This is a genomic window from Carnobacterium sp. (assembly GCF_040274425.1).
The window spans coordinates 1-14,906 of the sequence record NZ_JBEMBC010000066.1 but is presented as its reverse complement, the minus strand read 5'-3'; the positions used below and the strand labels follow the sequence as shown (position 1 = coordinate 14,906).

The window sequence follows — 14,906 nt, the reverse complement described above, 5'->3', positions numbered from 1 at the left end:
TTTTGGTTTAAAGCCCTATTATTTCATTATTTACCTTTCAACGTTTATAATTGGTTTATAGATTAATCAATCTTTTTTAGTTTCATTTGTAAAGTCACTCTATTTCTTTAGGCAATCGTTACTCTCTCAGTATTTTTGTCAGTTGTCTTAGCTTACAGTGTATCTACTTATTTAAATCTTCAAAAGTATTTATTCAATCAAGATTCATTATTAGGAAGGAGAATGAAAATTATGATAATAATAGCGATTATATTATTGGTATTGGTAGGGATAGTAGCATTTTTAAATATGGATATGGCTACTTTTAATCTTTATTTCACTTCATTAGAACTCCCTTTGTGGTTACTTTTCGTTGGCTTCTTATTAATTGGAATGCTGATAGCTGCATTGTTTGCAATGTCTAAAGGGGCACGTAATAGACAAGTGATCAAGAACAAGAATGAAGAATTAAAAAATGCTGAAACGTCTAGGGACGATGCAGTTAATAGAGTCAAAAAAGAATCAGAAGCACAACTCGAATTGCAAAAGAAAGAGGCTGAAATTCAAAGTCTTAATACTCGTTTAGCTGGTTTAGAAAACAATCAAACGGCTCAACAAAATGAAACAGTTACAACTACACAACAAGTAGATCCTATCAGTGATACCTCTACTGCTAAAGAAATTCATGTAGAAGAGTACCATATTGATGACACAACTACTCCTAAGAAATAATAAGCATAAACAATTACCTGTTAAAAAGAGGCTAGGAACTGTGTTCCTGCCTCTTTTTTTGTTCCGTTATTCCAATTAATTTATTGATTGGAATCATTGATTTCATTTATATGTGCATGACCCTCTGTTTCCACATTCAATTTTTCTTTTTTTACTGTTCCTTTAACTTGCTTTGTATCTTCTACGCTTTGTTTATGAATCGATACTTCTTCTTTTACTGTTGGCCGTTTCGTTACCTCAATTTGTTCTTCAGAAATAGGTATAACGATTTCTTTTTCTTTCTCTATACCATTTGAATCGTTTGTCCCATCAAGGTTATGCTGTTCAATGACGATTTCTTCATGACGAACTGGAACTTCTATTGTCTTTGTTTCTTCTATCACACGTTTTTTAGCTTGAACCTCACCCGTTTGAACTTCTTGTTTCGTTACATCTAATTGTTCTTCTTTTAATTGGATAGTTTCATCCGTTGCCCGTTGCTTTTTGATCTGAAGAATCCGAATTCGAGGCATTTGTAGGTTCATCTGGATTTGACGAAGATTCTAAGGTTATTCCTGGACCTGCTCCAAACATAGGATCTGGATCCAAAGGAGTAGTAGTCTTTCCTTTTTCGTGTGACTCATTTTCATTACGGTCTTTTTTTTCTTCATTTATCATAACGATAATATTTCCATTTGCAAGGTCCTTTTGGTAAGAATACAGTGGATCATCATCAGAGCTAGTAGAAACTTTTCCATCATGATCTTCTGTAGAAAAAATACCTTTGATTTTTTCCCAAGCAGAACGATCATCGCTTCTTTTTGCATTAGTTTTTTGATTTGTAACAGCTTCATCTGTACTCACTTCTACATCTGTAGTAGTGGAAATTGAATTTTTAGATTCCGTACTGGACACTAATGTGATAGCTTCCTTTCGATAACCTTCTTCTTGTAATTTCCTAACGGCTTCTATTGCTTCTTGTGGTGATGTATAGCTTCCTACAACATATCTGTTCATTTTCTTTCCTCCCCTTCATCTTCATAGACTTCATGCTATCTTTATTGTACTGAGTCCAAAATGGTTACTCAAACGATAGCTCTTGCAAAAAAATTTGTTTATCCATCGTTTTTTTCATCTAGTTGCAAACACCAAACAGCAATAATGATTGCTAGTACCATTTGGGCATCCTTTTTTTCTTCAATATCTAAAACATAAGAGTCTCCATAAGAAAATCTTTTCTTTTTAAAAGAAGCTATTTTGCTAAATCCTTTTTTTATTTCATAATCTTCTTTTTCGACATTTCCTTTAATCTTCCAATCAATTTTCTCAATAACGTAATCAGAAGCAATTAAATTAGTTTCTTTTTTTACTGCACCAACTTTTTCGTCTTGTTGGTAAATCATATATTTAGGTGAAAAGCCTATTTTTTTCTCTTCAATGGATAGGACTTTTTCTTTAGACTGATTATAAATGTGCACTTTATTTCCAATCGCTATTCGTTCACTCTTAACGGTATAAAGGACTTCTTTCTGTTCATCTTGTACAAGTAATTGGTCTCGTAATGAAAATCTTTTTTCTTTAATATAAAGCTTCATAATGGATCACCTACTTTCACTTCCGATTATAATCATTTGTTTGACTGTATGCTACTATAAAGCTAGTTGTGAACACTTTTTTACACTATTTCTAGCCATACTGCTTCTTTCTTTTAGCTAACGTTCTCATTTATAGTGCAATATGCTATGATGAACCTATCAAAACATATTGATACTAGAGGTGAAAACGTTTTGAATTTCGAACAAAATTTTACTCAATTACAAAAGCAGCAACAGCAATTGACCATGACTCCTCAGTTACAACAGTCGATTCAAATGCTGCAATACAATCGTAAAGACCTAGTTGATTTTTTAAAACAGAAATCCTTAGAGAACCCTTTTATCTCTATTTCTGTAAAATCAACAACAAAATCACAAGGAACGTCAACTCAAAAATACAATAGTAATCAGTCACACTTAAACCAAACTACTACTGGTTCCATATGGGACACATTAGCGACCTCATCTACTACTTCTCTTTACGCTGCTCTATTAGAGCAAATCTATTTATCCTTTAGAGATACAGCTTTACGTGACTTAGTTATTTGGTTGGCTCAATATATTGATAATAACGGTTACTTAACTCTTTCACTAGATGAGGCTATTAAGCTAACCCAAGCAGAACCGTTTCAGTTATTAGATGCCTTGACCCTTTTACAGCAATTAGAACCAGCAGGTGTCGGTGCCAGAAATTTGCAAGAATGCTTAATGCTTCAAACCGAACGAGACAATCAAGCCCCTAATCTAGCTTATCTGATTTTGGAAGAAGAATTTGAGGCTTTTGCAAACCGCAAGTGGGAGCACATCGCAAAGCGTTATGCTATCTCATTAAGTGATGTTCAAGAAGTTTCAGATTTCGTCAAGACTCTTACGCCACACCCTGGAGCTATCTTTTCGAGTACTCCTACTCAGTACATTCGACCAGATCTATCGGTTAAAATAGATGATGAAGGTCAAATAGTAGTACGGTCTGTTAAATCCGGTCTTCCAGTTATCGTGTTTCAAAAAGAATACTATGAGGAGCTAACTGCAATTAAAGATAAGGAAGTTTCAACATTTATTCATGACAAGCAATCCGAATATGAATGGCTAAAAAAAAGTTTGATGCATCGAGAAGAATCTATTCTTAGAATAGGCATTGCTATTGTCAATGCTCAAAAGGAATTCTTTTTATCCGAAGATCATCCGATCCAATCGTTGACTCTTAAGAAGATTGCTGATGAACTGGATATCCATGAATCTACAGTAAGTCGTGCTGTTAACGGAAAATACCTTACGACTGAATTTGGTATATTTGAATTGAAGCACTTCTTTACAAATGCTTTAGTCACTTCATCTGAAGAAGGAGAAGGATCAATTTCTTCTAACCAAATAAAGAAAAAAATACAGTTAATTATTCAAAATGAAGATACTAAAAAACCTTTATCAGATCAAAAACTTGTGGATCTCTTAAAAAAAGACGGTATCGAAATATCTAGAAGAACTGTTACAAAATATCGAGAAGCTCTTTTTATTCCCAGCTCTCCTAAACGCAAACGTTTCGACTAAAACGATCATAATTTAGCTATCTCGCCTATTTAAGGTGGAGGTAGTTTTTTGCCTTTACATGCACTATTTCAGATTTTTATTTTGACCTATATTTCGCCATATTATGGGTTATTCTTATCCACAGCTCTTCATTTTACTTCTATAACTTCCTGTGTAATAATCAATTTATGGTTATGTATTTATCAGTTTAAAATGAAAACGTATTCATTGTTTATTCGTACGATTTTTGTGAGTAAAGAATACCAATATTTATACTTGAGGTTAATTAATCTTATTGGGGGGATTACTAATGAAAAGAAAATGGTTGGGTTTGATTTATGGTACAGCAACACTTTCTTTGTTGGCAGCTTGTTCTGGTTCTTCTGAATCTGGAAGTGATCCAGATCAATTTGCAAGTACAGATGAGTCTACTATAACTGTCTGGGCTTGGGATAAAAATTTCAATATTCCTATTATGGAACGTGCTGGAGAATATTACACAGAAGATGGTCATGAAGATTTTAAAGTTGATGTAGTTGAAATGTCAAATGAAGATACTATTCAAAAACTTGTCTCTGGATTTACTTCAGGTGTTTCTGAAGGATTGCCAGATATTGTTTTAGTCGAAGATTATGCTGCTCAAAATTTCTTGATTAACTATGAAGGAAAGTTTTCCGAATTATCTGAAGAGATTGATTTTGCTCAATTTGCTCCTTATAAAGTTGAAGCCGTAACCCATGATGAGGGTATTTATGCTGTTCCTTTTGATTCAGGCTCTGCTGGTCTTTATTATCGTACAGATTATTTAGCTGAAGCGGGCTACACCGAAGAGGATATGCAAAATTTAACTTGGTCTAAATTTGTTGACATTGGGAAAGATGTTAAAGAAAAAACAGGAAAATGGTTTGTAGCTTTTATTCCTAATAGAGGAACACATTACATTCAAATGGCTATGCAATCTGCTGGTGTCTGGTACTTTGATGAAGATGGAGAAATCTTCTTAAAAGATAATCCAGTTGTACGAGAAATGGCCGAAATCTTGAAAGAAATTGAAAAAAATGATTTAGCTAAACCAGTTGATTACTTCGCTCCGGAAGGAATTGGAGCTGTAACAAGCGGGGAAGTAGCTGCGGTCAATTCAGCTGTCTGGTACTCTGCTACGATAAAATCAGCTGAAGATCAAGCTGGTAAATGGGCTTATACAAACCTTCCACTATTGGAAACAGTGGAAAATGCGACTCCTTATTCTAATTTAGGCGGATCAAGCTGGTTTGTTTTAGAGGATTCTCCGAACAAAGATCTGGCAATAGAATTCCTCAAAACTGAATTTGCAGGAAATGATGAATTTTATCAAGATATTCTGGTAGAAAATGGTGCTGTAGGAACCTATATTCCATCTCAAACAGGCGAAGCTTATCAATACAAAGATCCCTACTTCAATGACGCACAGATCTATAAAGACTTTTCAAGCTGGGCTGAAGAAATTCCTGGGGTAGATTATGGAGTAAATACCAGTGTTGCTTATGAAGCTTTGAGATCTGTTTTACAAGATTACTTTGATGACAAACTTACTTTAGATGAAATGCTTGAACAAGCTGAAGAATACTACACTATGCAAATAGGAGAATAATATTCTTAGTGGATTGCGGTTAGTAGTTTATTCCTGCTGGCCGCATTTTTTATTCTTTACTATACGGGGGTGAACCATTATGAAATTAAAACATACATCAAAAAAATCGGATCTTTGGAAATTTATATCGTTTGCTGTTATCTTCAGCTCAATATTTTTGCTTTATCCGATCTTTTACTCCATCTATATATCCTTTCATAATATGAGAGGTTTAAACTCAGTTTTTACTGGATTTGGTAACTATCTTCGTATGTTCCAAGATGATGTTTTTAGAAAAGCACTCATGAACAATTTTACTTATTTGATTTTTCAAGTTCCTATCATGTTGATATTGGGACTGCTGTTAGCTTTCTTACTGAATTCGCCTAATTTAAAAGGCAAAACCTTTTTTAGACTAGCTATTTTTTTACCTTGTGTTACCTCATTAGTATCTTATGCCGTTTTATTTAAAATGATGTTTCAAGTTAGCGGCGTAGTTAATGATTTCTTGCTTACTATTGGATTGGTTCAATCTCCAATTGATTGGTTGAATAGCCCATTCTGGGCAAAAGTTACGATCATTATTGCTTTATGTTGGCGATGGACGGGATACAATATGGTCTTTTACCTTGCAGGACTTCAAAATATATCCACAGATACTTTAGAAGCAGCTGAAATAGATGGAGCTAATGCCTTTCAAAAATTTTTCCGTGTGATTATTCCACAGCTTAAACCCGTTATCGTATTTACAACAATCACTTCAACAATTGGTACCATACAATTATTCGATGAAGTGGTTAATCTTACAGGTGGCGGCCCATCTAACGAGACTCTTACAGCAGCACAACTTATCTATAATCATTCTTTTGTATACACTTCTAATTTTGGTTACTCAGCGACTTTATCTTGGGCTTTAGTGGCCATCGTTGCGGTATTATCCATTATTCAACTCGCTATTACCAATAAAAAATAATTTTTTATGTAAAGGGGAAATTTTAATGAGATCAAAAGCACTTAGCTTTTTAAAATACACTTTTTTGATTCTATGCTCTTTTGTTTCCATCTTTCCTTTTTATTGGATGATTGCAGGAGCAACGAATACATCTAATCAAATAGCGGAAGGGAAACTATCAATTGGATCTAATTTATTGAAAAATCTCAGTGATCTACTTGAAGGGTATAATATTCCACTCATTATGTGGAATTCTTTAAAAGTATCTCTGATTACTGCGGTGCTAAGTTTAATCGTTACCTCAATGGCTGCCTTCGGATTTGAAAAGTTTACGACTCGTAAAAGTGAGATTATTTATTCTATTCTCTTATTATTTATGATGATTCCATTTGCTACGCTTGTTATCCCTCTGTTTAAAATGATGGCTGGTTTAGATTTGATTAATCAACATTTAGCTATCATTTTACTGTCTGTATCGAATATTTTTCTTGTCTTTTTCTTTAGGCAAAGCTTTAAGTCCTTTCCAGATGATATCATTGATTCAGGTAGGGTCGAAGGAGCAGGCAACTACAAAATTTTCTTTAAATTAGTTTTCCCAATGATGAAATCAGCTTATGCAGCTGCTGCTATCTACTCTTTTATGAATGCATGGAACAGTTATTTGTTGCCTTTGATCATACTGCAAACTGAAGATAAATATACGATGACACTACTTATTTCCGGTTTATCCTCCGCTTCTTATGTAGCAAATTATGGTGTACAAATGGTGGCAATAACGATTGCTACCATGCCAACACTTGTTCTATTCTTAATTATGCAAAAGAGTTTCGTAGCAGGAATGACAGGTTCCTTAAAAGCTTAAATCATGATTAAGTTAATTAAAAATAATGGTCATGAAAAAGCACTTGATTAATCCTTATAAGATTAACCAAGTGCTTTTATGCTTTTATTTAATATCAATAAATAGATAAAACTCACTATTGTATTTATTATCGTAAATGTCAATAGAGGTAAACACAATATTCATCTTAGCTTCTTCATTTTCTGTAGTAACGGTTGCTTCTTCTAAAGTAATCACATTTTTAGTTTGTGCACTTGCTGCAACTTGATCAATCGTCTCTTGAAGATCAATAGTGATAAGAGTATCATTCTGTTCATTTATCAATGAAAGGTTGGTTGTATTATCTTCATTTTTGGAGATTATATCATATGTTGAATTTTCAACTTCAAAATCTATTGCTGAGAGAGTCGGTGAATCATATTGAGAAAATACGATCATTTTGTCATAATCCTCAATCGAAAGTAGCGGACTTCCTTTCCAATCTATCGTTGCATAATAAGATTGATTAGGTGAAAAACTTGACTCATCATAAACCGGTTCAAAACCGACAACTTCTTCAAACTGATAGTTTAATCGTTGATTATATGGTGCTAGCCATTCAATTTCTTTGCTGTAGTTCATACTAGCTAAATAATCAATTGTTTGGCTGATTTTGATCTTATCTTCATCTGGAATAGAAGCATTCGGTATGATTTTATTTCCTTCCAACATATTATTCTTTACAAGTGTTTCCTTTAATAAGTTTGTTTGAGACACACGGCTAACCGTAAAAGCATCTACTGGAGGAAGGATTGAGATCAAAGAAAAAACTATTAAGACCACTGCTACCCATCCATTCTTTCTAACAGGTAAAACACTGAAAATAATTCCAGCAATAAATGCAAATACTCCGAATAAAATAACGTAATATCTACCGAGTGTTAGTCCCGTTTCTTGAATTCTTAATACAGAAGAAACAGTTTGAAACAAAACAATGGGTACCAATACTTTCGGAAAAATTTTTCTGAAGAAAATAGCCGATTTTGTATTTATAGTACTCACTAAAAAGTACACAATGATTACCGTAATAGCGTAAGAAACCAGCATAGGTTCTAATAAATTGTTTGTCCAAAACTCTCCTGTGATATTTTGTAAAAGATAAACTAACAATATTATGGTAAAAATAGCTGTCAATGGAATAACAATATAGGAAAGTAAAAGTTCTAGTACTTTAGGAACCATTAGCTCTTGTTCGATCTGTTCTTGTTTATCAGCCTGCTCTTCCAACGACTGAGTAGATTCGTCTTGTTTGCTTAGATAAAGCGGCGTTCCCGAAAGGAAAAAAATTGGCGCAAATAGTGAAGCAACTAAATTTAGACAGTGTAAATTCACTTTATAATCTAAAGAAAATAACAATTGGTCAACAGCTAAAAGAATAAATCCAATCCCTGCGTACAGAACTACTGAAAATAATACTGTCGTGAAAAAGGATTTAAACGTCGCTAAGAAACTTTTATTAAAAGTAACTTTACTGTTTATAGTAGGAATCCACATAAAAGCAAACGTTAAAGCAAAGAAAATGATCCCAGTCTTAATAGTTGTTTCCAGATCATAGTCAACGGATGAACCAATAGTATAAAAGTATAAAACAGTCAATATTATGGCTCCGACCATTAATAAGATACGTTGCATAGTTTTTTCAAAAAAACGTTCATATACATGCTGTGCTGTTGCACTTAAAAAAACGCCTATAAAAAAGCTGTAAAGATACCTTGTGTAATCGTCTGCTTCCTGTTGGATCATATAAGCATTTAACCCAGCAATAGCAACTAAAAAAACAACACTTAGTGGATACCGTTTACAAGCTTGAATGAATCCTTGAAATTTATTCTGTATATTTTGTATCACCTTCATCAATAAACACTCCTCTCCTCATTCTTATTATGTAGTCTAGCTTAGATTTCTGTCAATCGTAAACCTATAGAGTCTATAATAAAAAAAATCTGATACACACGTATCAGATTTTTTAGGGCTATTTATTTACTAATCAACGTATTCTGTTTGATCTTTATTTAACCAAGAGTAAAGCAGACCGATCACTAATGCGCCACCTACATAATTGCCTAGCAAAGCTACGACCCAATTCAGTAAGACAGCACCGATTGTCATACCAGGGACTGTTCCGCCTGAAGCAAAAAAGGCTAGTGAAAAAGATGAAAAATTGGCAATAACGTGTTCAAAGCCTAAGTAAGCAAAAATAAAAATAATAAATATCATAGCAATAATTTTTCCAGCGTCATCTTTCATGCGAATGGTACAGAAAACAGCAGTATTTACAATAATATTAGCAAATATACCTTCCGAAAAGATTTGAAGAGGTGTCTTAGCTAATTTTCCAGCTACTGCTGTAAAGAGATAATGATCACTTGGTAGTTCATGAAACTTATATGTGAAAGATATAACTAAACTAGCAATAATTCCACCGATTAAATTAAATAAGAGACAATAGAATAATATTGACAAAGCTTTTTTAGGTTTTATTAGTTTTCTTTGTATAGCTACTGTCATGTACATCATATTTGAAGTGCCCAGTTCTGCATTCATATAAATAATCATCACCAATGACCAGCTAAACATAAATGCATAAAGCATTTTACCTAATCCGGGTGCTATTTCTTCACCTGCCTGGCCAATCATAACGGCTACAGCTGTTCCTAAAGTTAAAAACAAACAAGCTAACATAGCACGTACAAAATAGCGAAGTTTACTATTATCATATAAACTTTGTTTTTTCAGAATGCTTTTTTCAATGTTGTATATTAATCCCGTATTTTGAGTATCCATTTTCCCTACCACCTTTTTAAGTTTGTTATCTTTTTAACAATATAATTATTATACAGCAATTACTGACATTTTAATATAAAAATGCGCTTTCAAAAAAAGAAAAATAAGAACAAAAAATGAACAACATCTCCTCAGTCGATGCTGTTCATTTTCAATTGATTAAACTTGTTTCGTTCCCTCAACAATCCAAACATATTCATTCTTCTGTTCAAATTCTATCTTAAACCCCGCTTGATTAAATAGTTCTCTTAAGGTGGAAATCAACGGATAATATTCGCGCTCTAAATCATCTGCTAAAGTATAAAATTCATTTTGTTTAGCCTGTTGAATGAGTTGGTCCATTATTTTTTGAGATTCAAACATAGTATCTGCGAAAATGATTTTCCCTCCAATTTCAAGTTGATGCGCATAATCGATTAATGCTTTTCCTTTTTCTTCGTTAGTCAAATGATGAAAAACATATGAACTCACAATAGTATCTAGTTGTCTCAATGGTTTAGGATACTGTTGTAAATCCCCGTCATAAATGATGATCTCTTTCGGCAGCTTTTTCCTTGCTAATTGTCGCATTTCTTTTGACGGTTCTATTGGGAACACCCATTTTCCAGCTGTAACCAGTTGCTGAGTTAGATTTCCAGTACCAATTCCAAACTCTAATACTTGCGTACCACTTCTTTGAACAATATCTTTTAAAATATCTTGATAACCTTCAAAAACGGCTTCGTATTCTGGATCTTTCCCTTCTACAAACTCATCATAATCACTTGACCAATCAGTAAAAATATCTAGAAATTCACGTCCCATATCTTGTTACTCTCCCTTATTTTTCGCGACAAATACTAGTGCTTGATCCAAGTCTTCAATCAGATCTTCTACATCCTCTAACCCAACAGACAAGCGAATCAATTCGTTGTTAATTCCAGATTTTACTCGAACGTCTTTCGGAATAGATCCATGTGTCATTAAAGCAGGAATTTCAACCAAACTTTCAACGGCTCCTAAACTTTCTGCAAGGGTGATGAGTCTCAATTTTTCAACAAATATTTCAGCTGAGTACCCTTCTTTTAAATCAAAGGAAATCATTCCGCCAAATCCGTTAGCTTGTTTTTTAGCGATTTCATGACCAGGGTGACTTTCCAAACCAGGATAGTACACTTTTTCAATACTAGGGTGATTGACTAGGTAATGCACGATCTCAAGAGCATTTTTTTCATGCTCTTCCATCCGTATACCTAATGTCTTGATTCCTCTTTGTAAAATCCAACTATCTTGAGGCCCTAATATTCCGCCAATAGCATTTTGTAAAAAACCAATTTTATCTGCTAATACTTCGTTATTTGTTGTAACTAAACCTGCCACGATGTCGCTATGTCCTCCCAGATATTTAGAAGCACTATGAACAACGATATCGGCTCCAAGGGTAAGTGGGCGTTGATGATAAGGTGTAGCAAATGTATTGTCAACAATAGTAATTATGTTGTGCTTTTTCACTATTCTAGCTACTTCTGTAATATCGGTTATTTTTAGCAATGGATTGGTTGGCGTTTCTAAAAAGATAGCTTTTGTTTCTGGACGAATAGCCGGTTCAATAGTACTTAGATCACTTGTGTCGACTGTCGTAAATGTTATTCCTAAATGGACAAGCACTTTATTCATTAATCGATACGTTCCTCCATACACATCATCGCCCACAATAATGTGGTCACCTTTAGAAAATAAAGACATTACAGTATGCGTTCCAGCAGAACCAGAAGCAAAAGCAAACCCACGTACACCTTCTTCTAAGTCTTTGATCAGCTCTTCTACTGCAAAACGAGTTGGATTTCCGGTTCTAGAATATTCGTATCCTTTATGTTTGCCTACTTTTTCTTGTTTGTACGTTGAAGTTTGGTGAACTGGTACATTTACTGAACCAGTTGCTTCATCATGGCTAATACCACCGTGAATTAATTTTGTTTTCATTTTCATTTTTAACACTCTCCTATTGATAGATTTGTTTACTTAAATAACGTTCACTGCTGTCTGGAAAAATAGTAACAATGTTGCTTCCTTCAGGTAACAATTCTGCTTCTTTCAAACAGGCAGCAAACGCTGCTCCACTTGAGCTTCCAACAAACAACCCATTTGTTTTGGCTAACTGTTTAACATAGTAAAAAGCTTCTTCATCTGAGATCGTATAAATGTGATCTATGATCGATCTGTCTAAAAAATTGGGGATAAATTCCATTCCAATACCTTCAGTTCTATGCCCATAACTCATACCTCCACCTAGAATAGAGCCTTCAGGTTCTACAATAGCAGCACGAATCGATGATTGTTTTTCTTTTAAATACGCTGCCGTTCCAACAAATGTTCCACCACTTCCGGCTCCTGCTACAAAAGAATGAATGGGGATGTTGGCCATATCTTCCATGATCTCAGGTCCAATCGTTTCATAATACGTTTGAGGATTAGCCGGATTTTCAAACTGCATAGGAATGTAGCTGTTTTTGATTTCAGCTGCCAAGATTTTAGCTTTTTCTATGGCACCTAACATTCCAATGTTCGTCGGTGTAAAAATTAACTCTGCGCCTAGAGCCTTCATCAACTCTTGTTTTTCTTGACTAAATTTTTCTGGAACAGTAAAAATAACCTTTAATCCATACTGCTGAGCAGCTAATGCTAAACCAATTCCAGTGTTTCCAGCAGTTGGTTCAATAATAGTAGACTGTTTATCTATATACCCTTTTTCAAATGCTTCTTTAAGTAAATTAACTCCTAAACGATCTTTAATACTGCCTCCCGGATTGAACATTTCCAATTTAGCAAATATTCTGCTGCCTTTTGGAATTTCAACACCTTGTATCTCAAGTAATGGAGTTAGGCCAATTAAATCTTGTGTTTTTTTATAAAGCATATTTCTCACTCTCCTCATTCTTAGCATACGTAGTCTTAAAAAAGTAGACAAAAAAAGTGCATGAGTGGTTACACTCATGCACAGAAAATCATTCTTTTATCTCATTACATTCACTGAAAACAGTTTCATACCTCTTTAGAGAATTTCTCTAAATTTCAGCATATAAGGGTATGAAAAGGGTTTATTCACAGGAAGAAGCCATAAAAGATGAGAACTGAAGACATGAGCGTTTCATACAACATTGACAACAACACACGTCTAATTCGATCATCTTTTTCATTCCGGCTTCCTCCTTTCTTAATTAGTAGTTTTAAGTAACACCTTTTATCTATTGGTATGAATGTTATGTTAACAGTCCTATTTTCATTTGTCAAGAATATTTTGGTTCCCTTATTCATCGACTAGTAAAACAATTTAAAAGAAAAAAATGGTTTAAACATCTCTGTTTAAACCATTTGACACAAATCTTCAGCTGTTACAGAGCTTTCTATAAGAGTCGTCGTTTTTTCTTCTCCAGTAGTAACCAAGACACATGTTGGCGTATCTGTTGCACCCATTGTTTTAGAGACTTCTTGGTCTAAATGAAACAACGATTGAGTAAATGAAGAGTGAAAATCAGATAGAAACATCTCGATATCTAGTCGTGCTTTTTTTGCTGCCTCAATCAATAGTTTTTTTGATAACGGCTTATCTTGATCAACAATCTGCTCTTGCACAGTCATAAGAAAGTTACGGCCTTTTTTCTTACCTTGTATCGTTGCCGCAATATAAGCTAGCGAAACATGGTAAATATCATTTTGTAAGGTATTCCATAATTGTGTACTCTGCGTTGGCATTTGGTTTCTTTGCATATAATTAAAAAGGGTCTGAGGATTGTGATAAGGAAGAATACTCATTTGAGCATCTTTTTCATAAATTCCAATAAATTTTAATACTTCTTTTTCCATTTTAAAAGAAGATTCACTGATTGGATTAATAAACAGAAAAATTTCAATTTGTTTATTTCTTTCTACCATAAACGATTCACCTCGTTTCTAGCTTGTTACTATTCTTATAGTAACAATAATAGTCATTTATATAAACTATTTTGCTCAAGAAAGCTTGTCAATCCAATATTGCAGCTATCTATACGGTTGCTAGAAACTTATTTTATTCCTCTTCAAATAAGTGGCCTTTTCGTAAATAAACCTGTTGTGTTTCATAGATTCCTTGATTACCAGAAAAAAGATAACTGACGACACAGACCAAAAACAAATACGGCAACGCTCCTACCCCAAATAACTCCAGTCCCATGATAAAACATGCTACAGGAGTGTTGGTTGCTCCTGAAAAAACACCAATAAATCCAAGTCCAGCTAAAAACGGAATAGAAATATGCAAGATACTGCCTAATGTACTTCCTAAAGTAGCCCCTATTGTAAACAAAGGTGTGACTTCTCCGCCTTGAAATCCTGAACCTAGAGTAATGGATGTAAAGATTAGCTTACCTAGAAAGTCAAAATGCCCTGTTTCACCTAAAAATGCTTGATCGATCAAAGGTAAGCTGAGTCCTAAATAATCCCTCTTACCAATGATCACAACCAAGAGAATAACAATCAGACCACCTATAAAACTTTTCAAGACAGGATTTTTAAACCAATTAGTCATAATCGCTTTTACTGTACTGGTTAACCAGCTAAATAAACGCCCTGTAAAACCAAATAGACTGGCTGCTAGCAGCAATTTTACAATCAACAAAGGATTGGCCTCTGGTATAGCCCCCATATCATAATGTGTATGAGCCACCCCCCAAGCAATTGTTACCCAATTAGCTATTAAAGCCGCCCAAAGACTTGGAAATAAAGCTTCCTGACGTACATACCCAATTGCTAATACTTCCATTGCAAAAAGAGTACCTGCAATAGGTGTACCGAAAACGGAGCTGAATCCGGCACTCATTCCACTGATTAACACTATACGACGGTTTATTTTCG

Annotated in this window: 15 protein-coding genes; 5 read left to right on the top strand and 10 right to left on the bottom strand. The window is 34.1% G+C overall.

From position 1 onward, the window contains the following. Positions 1–231 precede the first annotated feature (231 nt). Positions 232–711, top strand: coding sequence for a LapA family protein (locus ABS911_RS11465; protein WP_043945148.1), 480 nt, complete (start codon positions 232–234; stop codon positions 709–711). Between the two features lie 80 nt (positions 712–791). Here ABS911_RS11465 and ABS911_RS11460 read toward each other — a convergent pair whose 3' ends face one another. The 3 genes from ABS911_RS11460 to ABS911_RS11450 form a co-directional block, all read right to left on the bottom strand. Next, the gene (locus tag ABS911_RS11460) at positions 792–1,223 is read right to left on the bottom strand and encodes a YsnF/AvaK domain-containing protein (RefSeq protein ID WP_350467692.1); all 432 of its coding nucleotides are present in this window, start codon (positions 1,221–1,223) and stop codon (positions 792–794) included. After that, complete coding sequence (locus ABS911_RS11455; RefSeq protein ID WP_350467691.1) at positions 1,174–1,707, bottom strand: general stress protein; 534 nt, start codon at positions 1,705–1,707, stop codon at positions 1,174–1,176. The genes ABS911_RS11460 and ABS911_RS11455 overlap by 50 nt, the downstream gene beginning before the upstream one ends. 98 nt (positions 1,708–1,805) lie before the next feature. Then, positions 1,806–2,285: an LURP-one-related/scramblase family protein gene (locus tag ABS911_RS11450; protein WP_023177068.1), complete on the bottom strand. Its 480-nt coding sequence runs from the start codon at positions 2,283–2,285 to the stop codon at positions 1,806–1,808. Positions 2,286–2,477: 192 nt separating this feature from the next. Between ABS911_RS11450 and rpoN the strand changes: the two genes are divergently transcribed. From rpoN to ABS911_RS11430, 4 genes are all read left to right on the top strand, one after another. After that, complete coding sequence (gene rpoN / locus ABS911_RS11445) at positions 2,478–3,833, top strand: RNA polymerase factor sigma-54 (RefSeq protein WP_350452811.1); 1,356 nt, start codon at positions 2,478–2,480, stop codon at positions 3,831–3,833. A gap of 289 nt (positions 3,834–4,122) precedes the next feature. Then, on the top strand, positions 4,123–5,442 hold the full coding sequence (locus ABS911_RS11440) for an ABC transporter substrate-binding protein (RefSeq protein WP_350467690.1): 1,320 nt from the start codon (positions 4,123–4,125) through the stop codon (positions 5,440–5,442). A gap of 79 nt (positions 5,443–5,521) precedes the next feature. Continuing rightward, complete coding sequence (locus ABS911_RS11435) at positions 5,522–6,394, top strand: carbohydrate ABC transporter permease (RefSeq protein WP_350467689.1); 873 nt, start codon at positions 5,522–5,524, stop codon at positions 6,392–6,394. Between the two features lie 25 nt (positions 6,395–6,419). Next, on the top strand, positions 6,420–7,235 hold the full coding sequence (locus ABS911_RS11430; RefSeq protein WP_350467688.1) for a carbohydrate ABC transporter permease: 816 nt from the start codon (positions 6,420–6,422) through the stop codon (positions 7,233–7,235). Positions 7,236–7,319: 84 nt separating this feature from the next. Here ABS911_RS11430 and ABS911_RS11425 read toward each other — a convergent pair whose 3' ends face one another. The 7 genes from ABS911_RS11425 to ABS911_RS11395 form a co-directional block, all read right to left on the bottom strand. Next, complete coding sequence (locus ABS911_RS11425) at positions 7,320–9,107, bottom strand: DUF4153 domain-containing protein (protein ID WP_350467687.1); 1,788 nt, start codon at positions 9,105–9,107, stop codon at positions 7,320–7,322. Between the two features lie 129 nt (positions 9,108–9,236). After that, positions 9,237–10,037: a formate/nitrite transporter family protein gene (locus ABS911_RS11420; RefSeq protein ID WP_350467686.1), complete on the bottom strand. Its 801-nt coding sequence runs from the start codon at positions 10,035–10,037 to the stop codon at positions 9,237–9,239. Positions 10,038–10,196: 159 nt separating this feature from the next. Beyond that, the gene (locus ABS911_RS11415; RefSeq protein WP_350467685.1) at positions 10,197–10,841 is read right to left on the bottom strand and encodes a class I SAM-dependent methyltransferase; all 645 of its coding nucleotides are present in this window, start codon (positions 10,839–10,841) and stop codon (positions 10,197–10,199) included. Positions 10,842–10,847: 6 nt separating this feature from the next. Then, on the bottom strand, positions 10,848–12,005 hold the full coding sequence (locus ABS911_RS11410; RefSeq protein ID WP_350467684.1) for a cystathionine gamma-synthase: 1,158 nt from the start codon (positions 12,003–12,005) through the stop codon (positions 10,848–10,850). Positions 12,006–12,018: 13 nt separating this feature from the next. Continuing rightward, positions 12,019–12,933 carry a PLP-dependent cysteine synthase family protein gene (locus ABS911_RS11405; RefSeq protein WP_350452796.1) on the bottom strand — a complete coding sequence of 305 codons (915 nt, stop codon included), beginning with the start codon at positions 12,931–12,933 and terminating at the stop codon, positions 12,019–12,021. A 446-nt stretch (positions 12,934–13,379) separates the two neighbouring features. Beyond that, entirely contained in the window at positions 13,380–13,949 is a 570-nt protein-coding gene (locus ABS911_RS11400) for a DsbA family protein (protein ID WP_023177056.1), read from the bottom strand. A 133-nt stretch (positions 13,950–14,082) separates the two neighbouring features. After that, a partial coding sequence (locus tag ABS911_RS11395) for a chloride channel protein (RefSeq protein WP_350467683.1) occupies positions 14,083–14,906 on the bottom strand: 824 nt, incomplete at its 5' end.